15 protein-coding genes are annotated in these 13518 nt (G+C 39.6%); 9 read left to right on the plus strand and 6 right to left on the minus strand.

From position 1 onward, the window contains the following. Positions 1 to 39 precede the first annotated feature (39 nt). Positions 40 to 663 carry a TetR family transcriptional regulator gene (locus CLV99_RS21575; RefSeq protein WP_133586594.1) on the minus strand — a complete coding sequence of 208 codons (624 nt, stop codon included), beginning with the start codon at positions 661 to 663 and terminating at the stop codon, positions 40 to 42. 379 nt (positions 664 to 1042) lie between these two features. On the opposite strand from CLV99_RS21575, the gene CLV99_RS21580 reads away from it, so the two are divergent. The 6 genes from CLV99_RS21580 (at position 1043) to CLV99_RS23270 (ending at position 6613) form a co-directional block, all read left to right on the plus strand. Next, complete coding sequence (locus CLV99_RS21580) at positions 1043 to 2122, plus strand: HlyD family secretion protein (protein ID WP_133586595.1); 1080 nt, start codon at positions 1043 to 1045, stop codon at positions 2120 to 2122. 206 nt (positions 2123 to 2328) lie between these two features. Continuing rightward, complete coding sequence (locus CLV99_RS21585) at positions 2329 to 4491, plus strand: peptidase domain-containing ABC transporter (protein ID WP_133586596.1); 2163 nt, start codon at positions 2329 to 2331, stop codon at positions 4489 to 4491. Position 4492: 1 nt separating this feature from the next. Further along, entirely contained in the window at positions 4493 to 5815 is a 1323-nt protein-coding gene (locus tag CLV99_RS21590; RefSeq protein WP_133586597.1) for a TolC family protein, read from the plus strand. A 16-nt stretch (positions 5816 to 5831) separates the two neighbouring features. Then, the gene (locus CLV99_RS21595; RefSeq protein WP_133586598.1) at positions 5832 to 6179 is read left to right on the plus strand and encodes a hypothetical protein; all 348 of its coding nucleotides are present in this window, start codon (positions 5832 to 5834) and stop codon (positions 6177 to 6179) included. 92 nt (positions 6180 to 6271) lie between these two features. Next, the gene (locus CLV99_RS21600) at positions 6272 to 6454 is read left to right on the plus strand and encodes a hypothetical protein (protein WP_133586599.1); all 183 of its coding nucleotides are present in this window, start codon (positions 6272 to 6274) and stop codon (positions 6452 to 6454) included. 21 nt (positions 6455 to 6475) lie between these two features. Continuing rightward, on the plus strand, positions 6476 to 6613 hold the full coding sequence (locus tag CLV99_RS23270) for a hypothetical protein (RefSeq protein WP_162850183.1): 138 nt from the start codon (positions 6476 to 6478) through the stop codon (positions 6611 to 6613). Positions 6614 to 6969: 356 nt separating this feature from the next. Here the strand turns inward: CLV99_RS23270 and CLV99_RS21605 are convergent, their stop codons facing one another. The 5 genes from CLV99_RS21605 to CLV99_RS21625 form a co-directional block, all read right to left on the minus strand. Then, entirely contained in the window at positions 6970 to 7218 is a 249-nt protein-coding gene (locus CLV99_RS21605; protein WP_133586600.1) for a hypothetical protein, read from the minus strand. A 292-nt stretch (positions 7219 to 7510) separates the two neighbouring features. Beyond that, positions 7511 to 8038 carry a hypothetical protein gene (locus tag CLV99_RS21610; protein WP_246032828.1) on the minus strand — a complete coding sequence of 176 codons (528 nt, stop codon included), beginning with the start codon at positions 8036 to 8038 and terminating at the stop codon, positions 7511 to 7513. Continuing rightward, complete coding sequence (locus CLV99_RS21615; RefSeq protein ID WP_133586601.1) at positions 8007 to 8477, minus strand: hypothetical protein; 471 nt, start codon at positions 8475 to 8477, stop codon at positions 8007 to 8009. The genes CLV99_RS21610 and CLV99_RS21615 overlap by 32 nt, the downstream gene beginning before the upstream one ends. Before the next feature lie 6 nt (positions 8478 to 8483). Then, on the minus strand, positions 8484 to 9053 hold the full coding sequence (locus tag CLV99_RS21620; protein ID WP_246032829.1) for a hypothetical protein: 570 nt from the start codon (positions 9051 to 9053) through the stop codon (positions 8484 to 8486). Positions 9054 to 9100: 47 nt separating this feature from the next. Then, the gene (locus CLV99_RS21625) at positions 9101 to 9424 is read right to left on the minus strand and encodes a DUF4870 domain-containing protein (protein WP_133586602.1); all 324 of its coding nucleotides are present in this window, start codon (positions 9422 to 9424) and stop codon (positions 9101 to 9103) included. 222 nt (positions 9425 to 9646) lie between these two features. Here CLV99_RS21625 and CLV99_RS21630 point away from each other — a divergent pair, with 222 nt between their 5' ends. The 3 genes from CLV99_RS21630 to CLV99_RS21640 all read left to right on the plus strand — a co-directional run bounded on the left by CLV99_RS21630 (position 9647) and on the right by CLV99_RS21640 (position 13492). Further along, positions 9647 to 11494 carry a hypothetical protein gene (locus CLV99_RS21630; protein WP_246032830.1) on the plus strand — a complete coding sequence of 616 codons (1848 nt, stop codon included), beginning with the start codon at positions 9647 to 9649 and terminating at the stop codon, positions 11492 to 11494. Between the two features lie 131 nt (positions 11495 to 11625). Beyond that, entirely contained in the window at positions 11626 to 12231 is a 606-nt protein-coding gene (locus tag CLV99_RS21635; RefSeq protein ID WP_133586603.1) for an RNA polymerase sigma factor, read from the plus strand. 79 nt (positions 12232 to 12310) lie between these two features. Then, entirely contained in the window at positions 12311 to 13492 is a 1182-nt protein-coding gene (locus CLV99_RS21640) for a FecR family protein (RefSeq protein ID WP_133586604.1), read from the plus strand. Positions 13493 to 13518: the final 26 nt, after the last annotated feature.

The following is a 13518-nucleotide window of genomic DNA, read 5'->3' on the forward strand; positions in this document are numbered from 1 at the left end:
ATATCCAAACTGTGTTCATTCGTTTTTGAGCAGTCTATGCTACATGGATATTTCATATGTCAATAAAGCTTTAATTGTTGTTTGTATAAAATGAGTTAATGTTGTTTCGATATAGATGCCATAGTCATCGTCGCTTTCAATACCGAGCTGTTCCTGTAGGAAAACCTGATTCATCTGGAAGTTCATAAATGTCCCCATCATCATCGAGTGTATCAAGGTCGGGTTGTTGTTAGCGGAGAATACCCCTTTGGCAATACCTTCATTGATGATAGTTGAGATTGTGTTCAGATTATGAATCTTCAGTTTACTAAAGGGTTCTGATAGCAGCATACGCCTTTTTAAAGAACTCTCAATAGCAATGAAACGGTAGATTTCCCGATGAGAATTCATCGCCTTAATGTATTTTTCAATCATTTTATCGATTTTTTCTAAAGAACATTCCATGAGAGAGAGTTCTTCGGTATCAATCATAAAATCAGGAATCCGCCATTCAAAAAAACTGTCTAAAAGACCATCTTTGGAACCAAAATAATAGTTGATCATGGCGACGTTGACATTCGCCTCGGTCGCAATATCACGAACAGAGGTACTGTCGAATCCTTGGGTAGTAAAAAGTTTTTCTGCTGCAAGGAGAATGTCTGTTTGTTTTTCGTTAAAACCCATTTATATACACTTGAATTATCAAATAGAATAAGAGCGGTGCTGTTATTTTTTAAAAAAAGCGATGCAAATTTAAACACTTGTTTAATTTAAACAAGTGTTTAAATGTTGTTTTTTTGTAATTTATTTTTGACGGTATCTCGTTGCTTATTACAGGTATACGTTGCTATTTGGTTTTTTTTTGCTGTAACACTTGTTCTTAAATCAGTCAGAATACGGATTGTAAAGCCACAGGAGCGAATCATAAACGAATTATTTATTTGCTCAAAACTGCTTTTACTTTTAGGGCATCAAAGGAGGTATAGGGTAAATGTATACCTGCCTTGAACTAAAAGATGAAATAGGGAAAGGGGTATAAAACCTGACTTAAAGAACATAAAAAATGAAAAGAAACACGATCTATATTTCCATACTAGTTATGCTTGTCTGCGTGATAGCAATTATGCCCCTTGTTAAAATTCCTATCTCAACTTCTTCAAGAGGAATTGTCCGGCCCGTATCGGAAAATACAAAGCTGGCCTCGGTCGTTAGTGGAAAGATTATCAAATCTAATCTCAAGTTCAATAACCAATTGGTTGCAGCGGGGGATACACTGTTAGTCGTGACATCTCAGCACCTTGAGTCTAAGAAACACCTTCAGGTAGGGTTGAGTAGTGATTACAATGCGCAGCTGCACGATTTGTCCAAATTGGTAAGAGGTGATTTCTCCAATCTGTTGACAGGACAGTATCAGAAGGAAGTAAGCACGCTACAGGAAAAAACAGAAGAACTGAGGGCGCAACTGGAATTGGCTCAAAAGGAACTTGCGCGTGCAAAAGTGTTGTTTGAACAGGGGGTCGTCCCGCAGGCCGAGTATGATAAAACCTACTTTAGTTTCAAGAATATCAAAAGTAAAGTCAAAGCTCTAGAAGAGCAGCAAATGGCTCAGTGGCAGGCTCAAAAAAGAGATATACAGCGTCAATTGACTACAGTAACCAATGATATTTCGCAAATAGAAATTGAAGGAGAGAATTATGTTATCCGTGCACCAATAGCTGGTCGATTGGTCAACCTATCGGGGGTCAATGAGGGTAATTTCTTAATACAAGGGCAACCGATTGTTGAAATCTCTGTGGATAACGACCTTGTCGCCGAATGTATGGTGTCTCCCAGTGATATCGGATTAATAAAGAAGGGACAAAAGGTCCGTTTTCAGATTGATACCTACAATTACAACCAATGGGGAATGATCGACGGTAAGGTTGAGGATATTGATCAGAATATCATGGCCACAGAGGGAGGGCAGAGCTTTTTTAAGGTCAGATGCTCTATGGAAAAAAATCATCTCGAGTTAAAGAATGGGTATAAAGGGGAGATCCAGAAAGGAAGTACATACACTGCTCGATTTTATTTATTGGATCGAACACTATGGCAGCTGTTGTTTGATCGGGTTGATGACTGGTTCAATCCAAATCTAATTTAGGCGTAACATATTGAAATAGGCTAATCGTAAAGAATAAGGTATTATTCTAATGGGATTGCCATGTCAAAAAAATAAGAATACAAGGTAATTCGGAACGGTTAAAAACGATTAAAAGCCACTGCGATCCGTCAGTTGAGGGATCATGGAGCAAAATGGTCTTTAAAAGACAAACCGAGCTTGCGAGCTCACGAAGTAATCATTTACATATGAAAAAAGGAACATTAGTAAAACAGCAGGATATCAAGGATTGTGGCGCAGCCTGCCTTTCCTCGGTTGCGGCATATTATGGGCTCAATCTCCCTATAGCCAAGATCAGACAGTTATGTCACACTGATACCCGGGGGACCAATATTTTAGGAATGACTCAAGGGCTGAATGATATGGGATTCAATGCCAAGGGAGTTAAAGGGAATATAGATGCCTTAGTTCAAGTTCCGTTACCTGCTATTGCTCATGTGGTGGTCATGGAACAGTTGCACCACTTCGTTGTCATTTATAAAATAGATAAGAATCAGGTACAGGTCATGGATCCTGCATATGGCAAGATCGAAAAATATAGTATGGCTGATTTTCAAAAGATTTGGACCGGTGTTTTGATTCTTTTAGAACCGAATGAGTACTTCGAGCAACGCAATGAAAAAGTCAGTGTCTATGGTAGGTTCTGGAATTTAGTGAAGCCCCATAAAACAGTCGCTATTCAGGCATTGATCGGAGCTGTGGTATATACGGTATTAGGGTTGTCTACGTCGTTGTACATTGAGAAAATAACGGATTATGTGCTCATTGATGGAAACACAAGACTATTGAATCTTCTGTCCATCGCTATGGTGTTGATTCTCTTGTTTCAGATTTTCATTGCAGCTATGAAGAGCATTATGGTATTAGAAACAGGACAACGTATAGACAAATACCTCATTTTGGGATACTATAAGCATATCCTGACTCTCCCGCAACGTTTTTTTGATACCATGAAAGTAGGGGAGATTATCTCTAGGGTAAATGATGCGGTCAAAATCAGGGCTTTTATCAATGATGTATCCATACAGATTGTAGTCAATGTGTTTATTGTTATTTTTTCATTCGCATTGATGTTCAGCTATTACTGGAAATTGGCCTTGATACTAGCGCTGGTGATTCCACTGTACTGTGCTGTTTATTGGCTTACGAATAGATTGAATAAGAAAGTGGAGCGAAAGCTGATGGAGGATGGTGCCGAATTGGAGTCCCATCTGGTAGAATCCTTAAATGCAGTCAGGACCATCAAGCAGTTTGGAGTGGAAACATTTGCCAACAACAAGACTGATAACCGTTTCAGTACTTTGCTAAGAACGGTTTATAAGTCCGTTATGAACAGCCTTTTTTCGACAAATTCTGCAGAGTTTCTCTCCCGTATATTCACGATTATCCTGCTTTGGGTAGGATCTAAGTATGTAGTCGAACGTATTATCACTCCTGGCGAGCTCCTTTCTTTTTATGCATTGGTCGGTTATTTTACAGGACCTGTTACGCAGTTGATTGGTATGAATAAGACTATTCAGAATGCAATGATTGCCTCAGATCGTCTTTTTGAGATTATGGACTTGGAACGAGAAGAATCTACAGACAAGTTAGACCTTACACCGGCTCACGTTGGACATGTTGCCTTCAGTGATGTGGCATTTAGTTACGGTTCGCGAGTAGATGTATTCACGGGGTTCAGTTGCGTGTTTAGAAAAGGAGAGACTACAGCGATAGTGGGGGAGAGCGGATCCGGGAAAACAACTATAGCTGGATTGATGCAGAATCTTTATCCATTGAAAAAAGGTAAGATTACAATCGGCCAATATGATCTTAACTATATTTCCAATCATTCGCTCCGCCAAATAGTTTCTGTCGTCCCACAGCAGATTGATCTCTTCTCGGGTAATGTGATTGATAATATTGCGCTGGGAGAAGATTTTCCTAATGTACAGCGGATATTAGAGATAACGGAGCGTCTTGGAATTTTACCTTTCATTGAGAAACTGCCCAACGGCTTCCAGACCTATCTTGGAGAGAACGGTGCCATGCTTTCAGGAGGGCAAAAGCAGCGTATTGCGATTGCACGTGCCTTGTACAAAGATCCAGAAATACTTATCCTCGACGAGGCTACTTCGGCATTGGATACTGAATCCGAACAGATTATCCAGAAAACACTACAAGATTTTAAAGATGCTGGTAAGACAATGGTGGTGATCGCCCATAGATTGAGCACGATTGCACATGCCGACAATATTTTGGTATTGAAAGCCGGACAGGTAGTCGAACAGGGAAATCATGAGGCATTGATCGCATTAGACGGGATCTATCGTGGCATGTGGGATAAGCAAACTTTAGCATTGGAGGTGTAAGATGAGACGAATAATACTTACGATGATTATTTTGTTTGGCCATTTTTTTAGCCTTAGGATACAGGCACAAGAAAAATGGGGCCTCCAAAAATGTATTGATTTTGCGCAAGAGAATAATCTTGAAATTCAGAATAGTAAGGTCAATAATGACGTGAAGCATGTGGAGTTGCGCATCGCGAAGAATGAAAGGCTATTGGAAGTCAAAGGTTTTACAAACCTGTTCTCGAAGTTTGGGCAGGGGCAAGATGTGTTTGGGAATACGCGTAGGAATGACAATCTCAATAGCGAAGTGGGAATAGATGCGAATGTTACGATATACAACCATGGTAAAATGACGAATCAGATTAAGAAATCTACTCTTTTGGTTAGTGTCAGTGAAGAAGAGATTGCAATGTTCAAACGGAACATTGCCATTAAAGCGATCGAATATTATCTGGCAATCCAGCTGAGTAAGGAAATAGCCCGATCTATAGATAGTGCTGTATTTTATGCAAACCTGCAGTATGAAAAGGCTGTCAAGACTACAGAGGCGGGTACGACGGCATTGACCGTACAGTACGAAGCTCAGGCTAGCCTTGCGAGAGAGCGACAAAAGTTGAAGCAAGCCAAATTGGATGTAGACCGCGCTAAGTTGGCAATGGTACAGCTGATGCAGCTGGATGATTATAGTAGCTTTGATATTATCGAAGAAAAGGATGGGGCATCTGCGGTTCAGCTGACCTACACTTTGCCTGAAGCAATAGAGCAGGCGGCATCTAACCATCCGGAGCTTAAGAAGCTGAGTCTACTGCGGTCTGCCGCTGAGGTGGAGCATGATATTATCAAGTCTGACTTGTATCCTGTAGTTAGAGGAAGTGCTTTGCTTGGGAGTTTATACTTTAATAGTCTGGTGGTGGCGGGGGACAAAGGCTTCTTCCCACAGATGCGGGATAACTTCTCACAACAGGTTGCCATCAGCCTGTCTATCCCCATCTTTAGTAAAGGACGTGTAAAAAATGCAATAGCAAAAAACAATCTGTATTTGCAACAAAACGATATTCAGACCAAGCAGCAGTATTTAGCGATAAAGCAAGACATCGAAAAGTTCTATTTCGATTACTGGGGATACCGGGATCAGCATGAAGCCGCTCAGGATATGCTTGAGAGTGCACGTGTAGCTCTCACATTTACCAGTAAGAGTTACGATGCCGGTAAAAGCTCTATTTATGACTTGAATAGCTCCAGGAGCAATATGCTGAAAGCTGAAAGCGAGATGCTCCAGGCCAAGTACAATTGCCTTTTCGTGTCAAAAATGATTAAATTTTTTATTGAAGAAACCTTATAAAAAACAAAATATTCCTATGCAACTATTTAAGCAAATTGATAGACTTAATCTATTAGATAAGTTGATATCGCAAAAAAGAACCGGTAAGCCAGAATCCTTGGCTAGAAGATTAGACCTTTCAGTATCCCGGTTGGCCCGGATTATAGAATATCTGCGAGAGACGGGGGCTCCGATCCAGTACGATCGTGCTTTGCAGACTTATTTTTATGAGTTTGATTATCGCATTTTTATCCAAGTCAGTATGCAACCGCTATCCGATGTCGATACTAGATTATATGATGCCGGGAGTTTGTCGTCTATGCCTCTTGGGATGCCTGCACTAGGATTTATAGGAGGAAATGGAGCAAGCTATTCAATGGCTTAAAAAAAAATAAAAAAAGTTGAATGCTTTTTTTGTGCATTGTACTAAAGGATATTTGATATATAAAATAGAAATAAACATTAAAAATAAACGTTATGAAAAATTTAGAAAACAAAAACTTAGCAGAATTAAATTTAGAAGAAACAATTCAACTGGACGGAGGTGTCTGGAACCCAAATGATGGACAAGGTGGTGATTATGGTATCAATAGCCCAGGAGGTTGTATTCCTAATCCATTCGACAAAATCTTGGGAAGAAAATTACAGATGTCATTTTAATAATACATAACTTATATTCTAATGGAAAATTTAACAGAAAAAGAGCTTTTGGAAATCCAAGGTGGTGGAATTATCGGCAAACTGATCAAGGCGACGGCAAATGCTATACTCGCAATGGCGGAGAATGCTATTGACAACTGGAGAGGTCCAAACGCGTAGGTATACGCTGAAAAACAGGATTACTGCATGTAATTTATTTGTTCATATTCTAGTTTAAAAGAAAGGCAGGGGGCATGATATATTTGGCCCCTGTTTTCTTTTTATATAATATCGTGATTTACCTCCATCCATTGAGGAAATCAATTATAAGGCTTACGGACACAATTGTTAAGGCAATAAAGATTAGTCTTTTTAATGTGAGCGTTGAGGTCAAAAAATCTGACATGACTTTGAATTTTGGACAAAGATATATCAAAATAAATTTCAAAAGGGATAACTGATATTATCTTTATGTTGTTTTTTTGTTATTCCCTGGCACCTTAAAAAAGAAAATAAGTGGGCATTACCCACTTATCTTAATCTAATAATTTTACTTTTCCGATGAAGGCATACTCATCTATAGTTTTGATTGCTTCAGAAATAGGGTAGCAAAGCTGAAAGGTATCAGTGAGCTCTTCCGAAAATTGTTTTAATCGTTCTCTTTTTACTTTTTCAAAGGTCCAGATGGGGTCCAGTGGATTGGAGTTGTACGTCGTTATGATAGCTGTGTATCCTTTGTTCTGAGCATCCAAAAGCCTTTGTTTTGTAATGTTTGCTAATTCCATAACAAACTAATATACAAAAAATAATTTGGGGTGGGTTTGATTTTGAGGATATTAAGCTTATTATTCAGACATCTGATTGCAGATGTTGAAAATTAAAAGCACCTAAATTCAACGATTGGGAAGAGATAGACAATATTACAGCGTTTCCACCCGTATAAAAAATATTGAATCTATTATTGGTTGGAAAACAGGACTCGTTTGTAACAAAAAAGAACGGATTAGCCGTATATACCCGAAAGTGATTTCAGTTTTTTATTCAGATATTAGTCTTTTAAGCTATGCATAATAAGGGCTATTTGTGCATAGCATTGTAAGCGCTATTTTCTAATAATGCAATTATCGGGGATAGTATTTCATCTTCATATGCAGCGATGTATTTTTCCTGTTCGTTTCCAGTTCCAAAGTCAGGACTAATTTTGTAATTTTTCAAAAACTGCTTACGCTTCTCTCCTAGGCTATAGTGCCAAATACCACATGTTGCACTACGAAAGATAACTGCTTCGTCCAGTTTCATTAATCGCTGTCTACCCAAAAGAAGATTCTGACGGTATATAGACTGGGTTCTGAGATCAAAAAAGTAGCGGACGTGGATTCTAAACAAAAAATCGGTCAATCCCTGTATGGCAAAGACCGCCATAATGGCGATGCATATGATTCTACCGCCAATACCAATCTCTGTACTGAAAATTAACAGGATGGCTCCTGTTAAAGCAATAGCAATCGCAGCCCAACATATACTAGAAGCAAGTTTACGGTTGGGCTGCAATGTGATGCCTTTTGGGCTATTTTCAAACCTCAATTGTTCCTTTATTCTCATCATATATTACTTCATGCAGATCATTCAGTATACTTTGGATTGGTCTCTTAAAGAAACTCTCCGCCAGTCCCAGTTCTTTAGATTTACCTTCTTCGTTGTAATAATTAGCAATTAAAGAGACATTAATAGTAATGAATCCCATGTATTTTAAACGATGTACAGTGAATCCCTGGAGATTTTCTAAAGGAATCGTTCGAACGGGGTGAAAAAGTCCCATTACCACTTGAATTTCCCTCTTATCCATGTCAATGACCAAGGATCTTCTGGCATAGGCGATTGCCAATAAGATACCAATTCCTAGCATCCACCATTTAAATGATGATTCTGGAATCTTTACAAAGCCGACCAATGCTAGTCCGAAGAAGGTTCCCAATAAGGGAACAATCAGACCATATTGTCTTTTTAAAGTGTATAGATTTTCCTCTTTGATGAAGTTTGTCATATGGATCTATTTTGAAAAATTGGGTGTATCCATTATTTTATAGTCTACACCATGTTTGTCTGCATAGGGCATAATCAGATCATAGACTTTATTGAAACGCTCGTCGATTAGTTTGCTCTTACTGGCCTCCAGCTCATCAATGGCTGTATCGATGTCTTCATTCGGTTGTCCCTCATCAATCATTTTGGCAATCCGTAGCATATCAGTTTTGTAGATATTATCTACATATTGGAATAGATCCAGCGTCGCAGCAAAGATCGGTTTCGTCTCTTCATCCGTTTTCATTTCCTTTATGGCCAGCATGTCTTTCTCAAACATAGCGACATAGTGATTGGTAACATATTCCGTGGCATTGACTTTTTTGACTTCATTTTCTGGGGTGACTATAACGAGGCTACCGGCTTTGAGTTGCCCCCGTATTTCTCTAAAATGAACTTTGAAGCCATTAGGAACCTTATTGGCTGCTACTGCCACCTTGTCAAATACCTGTTCGGGGTAGCTTTTCTCGCCCAATCCACAGGAAGTCATAAGGAATACAAAAGCAATAAAGAGATAAAATAAAAAATGTTTCTTCATAATGTAAATCATCTGTGCTGAACATCCAGTTCCCTGGAGGTTACTTATTATCCGATAAATGAAAATTGATTTTCGAATGCTTTACCGATTATAGGCAATGGCTTTTTCACTTCATTTGCTGCATTGATGATCCCGAGAATCATAAGTACGAAAAACAGGATTCCGATATAACTCAACGCTGAAAGTGCCGGAATAAATGTTAAAACTATGCTAAGGATGACATTGACGATGATACTGACAATGAGTAAACCGAACGCTTGTTTTAGATGATACTTAAGTAAGTCATTTGCCTTTTCTTTACCAGAAAAATAAGCGATTAGCCATCCGATTAGGGTGATGTACGATACGATTGATAATGTTTTGTTGTCCATGATTTTTGTTGTTTAGTAATAAAGGTCAAAAATGAAGCTTCTCTCTCAAAAGGCAAAGAAAAGCGCTCCTACGGAAAGACTATTGGTCTAGATGAGAACGACTACAAAGCGTCTACGAAAAAGTGTATCTTATTGTTTTATAGCTATTTGTTGTGTTTGTGTGAGGCTGCATAAAATGACTAAAGGATGCTGAGCGTCTACGAGGTTCCTTATATTTGCAGTATGGGAAAAGGTATTTCTTTGGCTGTAGCGATTTTGTTTTCTGTTATTGTGCAGGCGCAGAATACCTACATCGATAGTTTACGTAAGGTTTTAAGACAGGCTACTGATATAAAGGAGCAGATCTTGGTACAACAGCAGATGGCGGACTGGTATCGCTCTAGTGAGCAATATACCGAAGCGGTTACAGTAGCAAAACAAAGTTTAGAAACCGCACTCAAGATTTCGTCAAATAATTTAGAGGTAGTGAAAGCGTATTGGATATTGTCCAATATCTACACCAATATGGAAGACTTTGAGGTGGCTAGAACCTACGTGGACAGGGCCTATTTCGTGGCGGAGACACAGTCCGATTCTTTGTCTTTCGCTTATGCATTGTACGCTGAGGCGATGTTGCAGAATACTATATTTAATACGGATATATCTGTAAAACTATTGCACCAAGCGTTGGCAAAGATTGAGCATCCGGAGCAAGAAGCAGCCCTTGTGACGCGCATTTATTATCTGTTGTACGGGGTATATGTCGACTGGAATGAAGCAGACAAAGCCATGGCCTATGCGGACAAGGCCATAGCCTATGCCAAACTTTCGGGCAATAAGAATCTCTTGGCCAACGCTTACAGCGCTCGGGCTGTATGCTATACTTATCGGTATGAAGAGCGCAAGGAGCAAGGGATCTTAGATACAATAATGAATGTGTTGGACGAAGCTATTGTGTTGTATCAAAGGTATCCAGGACAGGTTCTACAGAATACCTATTCGTTACTCCGTGTGAATAAAGCGAGTTACTACCTCAAATACTACAATATCGAGCGCGCCGGGATTCGGCAACAGATACGGAGCGAGGTAACCGAGGCCCTGCAGGCATCAAAGAATATAGAGGGCAATGAAAGTGTGCTCGCCAGCGGATATGGAATATTAAGTGAACTTGATATACACGAAAATAATCTACAGGGGGCAGAGAGTAACTTGTTATTGGCCTATACGATGATGGTCCAGAAAAAAAAGCCATATTATTATACATTGATCAATGTGTTGAATTCTCTGGTCAAGGTGAGTATCAATAAAAGAAATTATCAGCAGGCTCTGCATTATCAACAAGAGATTGCACACTATTCTAACCTTCTTTTCAATGAAGAGTCGGCCTCGAATACCAAAAGATTGGAAGCACAGTTTGATTTCAAAAAAAAGGAGCAAGAGATACAGCGCCTTACTGATCAGGCAGAAAGCCACCGGCGGCATAAAGCGCTTCTGATTGGGCTTATAGGAATCGGTCTTTTAGGTGCTTTCTTTATGTTCCGTTCCTATCATTTTAATCTGCGGTATTCCTTGGCGAGAGAAAAGCAGTTGGCTTCGGAAAACAATGAGACAGCTTTACAGGTTAAATATGAAAAAGAAGAAAAAGCTCGTTTAAAAGCCGAACAGGAGCTTTTGGCCTTGCAGCAACAAAAGTTGCAGGACGAAATTATGGCCAGTCAATTGCAGTTGCAGCACAAGAGTAATGTGCTGCATCAACTCAAAGAAAAGTTTATCAAAGAAGAGCCCGCGAATATTAGACAGCTATTCAGAGAGGAATCCGTGATGGATAACGATTTTGAAAAGGTGAAGTTTCATATCCAAGAACTGCATCCCAATTTTTTTAGGAATATAGGGGAGCACGCTAAACAAAAATTGACCGCAATGGATCAAAAATATTGTGCTTATCTGTATTTGGGGATGGAGACCAAGCAGATCGCGCAACTGCTACACGTAGAGCCCAAAAGTGTACGTATGGCACGCTATCGCCTCAAACAAAAATTTGACCTTGATGCGGAGACGGATTTGCTCAGCTACCTTAAAAAAATGGTTTAGTACATTGTCTCTTTCTGCCAGCTGGTATAATTTCTTTTTACATTTAATTGTCTGGGTACTCCTATAAATTTTAAAAATTAAAAAAAGTACCCTAACTTGATCACGTAAATTATATACCAGAATTAGCTCGCATGCCAGATTTAGAAGAATTGACTGTATTGCAAAAGTTGAAAGAAGGGAATCGTGAGGCTTTCAACGACATATATAGGCGGTATTCTGCCTTTATATACAGTAGATTCCTTCAGTTTCTTAAAAATCCTGAACTAGCAGAAGAACTCCTGCAAGACGTGTTTATGAAGCTATGGGTGCTACATGAAGAGATTGTCCCGGAGCGTGGCTTTACCACATTTCTGCTTAAAATAGCCGATAATCTTGCGATAGACCTATTCCGGAAGATAGTGAGGGATGCGAAAATGAGGCAAGACATGTGGTATCATCTTAGTCTGCGGTCGACAGCAATGCAGGAGGATTTTGAGCATTTAGAGCAGCGACAGATATTAGACCAAGCTATTGAAACCCTGCCTCCCAGACAAAAAGAAATATTTATACAGTGCAAGCTCTACGACAAGAGTTATAAGGAAGTCGCCGACCTCATGGGGATTTCTGTTTCTACCGTCAGTAATCAGCTCGTGGTAGCCGTTAGAGAAGTGAAACTATATGTGGACAAATTTTATTCGGATGAAAAAATTAAAGCGCTGATAGTGTGTTTCTTATTAAAAATATTTGATTCTATGTAAGATTGACTAGTGTGTTTTTTGATTCCGTTCGTATATAGGTCATTAATTGTAATCAAAAATAGACTTAAGACATCTTAACGTGGATAGCAGATCCGAAATACATAGCTTAGTTCAGGCCTTTTCTAATAACACTATTACAGAGGCCGATTTTCACCATTTACTCGATTTAGTTGCCGACTTAGATGATGATACAGTGCAAAGTTATTTTCTAGAAACTCAATCGATAAGGATAAAAGACGAAATAGAATTTCGTGAGCAGCGTATGCAACGTGTTCAGCACGAGCTAAACAGAAAAGTGGATGCTTTACAAGCGGAAAGTAGCCCGCTGGTACAAAAGAAGGGACAGCGTGTAAGGTTGAATGCCTGGGCTTGGAGTTCTATTGCGGCAGCCTTGCTCCTTTTCTTTGGAGTTGGTTATTACCTGCTAGAGCAGATTGGGCCACCTCAGCAGACTTTAGCGTCAGATCTTGACCATATCCTGCCGGGGTCCAATAAAGCAGTCATAAAAATCGGTGATGAAGCCCTCAATCTAGATTCTGATAAGAATGCGCTGACCATCGGTAGCGATGGATTGAGGTATGATGACGGATCTCCTCTTGAAGGAGGAGTATTGTCCCAAGGGCAAAAGATAACTATTCAGATCCCTCGCGGAGGGCAGTATCATTTGGTTCTTTCAGATGGCACTCGAGTATGGCTCAATTCAGACTCCGAGCTCAGTTATTATCCTTTTGAAGGAAAATCAAGCCGTGAAGTCTTCTTAAAAGGAGAAGGGTATTTTGAAGTGGCACACCTTAAGACAAAACCATTTAATGTACATCTTGGTCAGGAAAAAATCACCGTATTAGGCACCAAGTTTAATGTATCTAACTATTCAGATGCGGTCTCGACGAAAGCGACACTGGCGGAGGGAGCCATTGCATTTACCAGTTCCTCTGGAACTAAGCGGTTAATTCCTAATCAGGAGATTTCGTTTTCTCGTAAAACTCAGCAGACTAGTATAAAGCAGGTGGATGTGTCGGGGGCTCTGGCCTGGAAAAATGGAAACTTTGATTTCGAAGGGGATAGTTTTGAGGCGAATCTGGCAAAGATTGCCCGTTGGTACGATATTGATATAAAGTGTGATAAAGGGGTGTCCGATGTGGAGTTGGGAGGACGTATGAGCCGAGGAGTACGGTTGTCCACTTTTGTCAATTATCTAAAAACCAACTTTGGACTACACTGCGAACTGAACAATAATCGAGTATTAATCATAAAAAACTAAAACATGAAGAAAGAAATTGCACAGGC

It is taken from the genome of Sphingobacterium yanglingense (genome assembly GCF_004363245.1).
GTDB lineage: Bacteria > Bacteroidota > Bacteroidia > Sphingobacteriales > Sphingobacteriaceae > Sphingobacterium > Sphingobacterium yanglingense.

What these genes read in the sequence shown, in the direction of transcription:
- CLV99_RS21575 (WP_133586594.1), bottom strand. Translation starts at nt 663, where the DNA reads ATGGGTTTTAACGAAAAACAAACAGACATTCTCCTTGCAGCAGAAAAA.
- CLV99_RS21580 (WP_133586595.1), top strand. Translation starts at nt 1,043, where the DNA reads ATGAAAAGAAACACGATCTATATTTCCATACTAGTTATGCTTGTCTGC.
- CLV99_RS21585 (WP_133586596.1), top strand. Translation starts at nt 2,329, where the DNA reads ATGAAAAAAGGAACATTAGTAAAACAGCAGGATATCAAGGATTGTGGC.
- CLV99_RS21590 (WP_133586597.1), top strand. Translation starts at nt 4,493, where the DNA reads ATGAGACGAATAATACTTACGATGATTATTTTGTTTGGCCATTTTTTT.
- CLV99_RS21595 (WP_133586598.1), top strand. Translation starts at nt 5,832, where the DNA reads ATGCAACTATTTAAGCAAATTGATAGACTTAATCTATTAGATAAGTTG.
- CLV99_RS21600 (WP_133586599.1), top strand. Translation starts at nt 6,272, where the DNA reads ATGAAAAATTTAGAAAACAAAAACTTAGCAGAATTAAATTTAGAAGAA.
- CLV99_RS23270 (WP_162850183.1), top strand. Translation starts at nt 6,476, where the DNA reads ATGGAAAATTTAACAGAAAAAGAGCTTTTGGAAATCCAAGGTGGTGGA.
- CLV99_RS21605 (WP_133586600.1), bottom strand. Translation starts at nt 7,218, where the DNA reads ATGGAATTAGCAAACATTACAAAACAAAGGCTTTTGGATGCTCAGAAC.
- CLV99_RS21610 (WP_246032828.1), bottom strand. Translation starts at nt 8,038, where the DNA reads ATGATGAGAATAAAGGAACAATTGAGGTTTGAAAATAGCCCAAAAGGC.
- CLV99_RS21615 (WP_133586601.1), bottom strand. Translation starts at nt 8,477, where the DNA reads ATGACAAACTTCATCAAAGAGGAAAATCTATACACTTTAAAAAGACAA.
- CLV99_RS21620 (WP_246032829.1), bottom strand. Translation starts at nt 9,053, where the DNA reads ATGAAGAAACATTTTTTATTTTATCTCTTTATTGCTTTTGTATTCCTT.
- CLV99_RS21625 (WP_133586602.1), bottom strand. Translation starts at nt 9,424, where the DNA reads ATGGACAACAAAACATTATCAATCGTATCGTACATCACCCTAATCGGA.
- CLV99_RS21630 (WP_246032830.1), top strand. Translation starts at nt 9,647, where the DNA reads ATGGGAAAAGGTATTTCTTTGGCTGTAGCGATTTTGTTTTCTGTTATT.
- CLV99_RS21635 (WP_133586603.1), top strand. Translation starts at nt 11,626, where the DNA reads ATGCCAGATTTAGAAGAATTGACTGTATTGCAAAAGTTGAAAGAAGGG.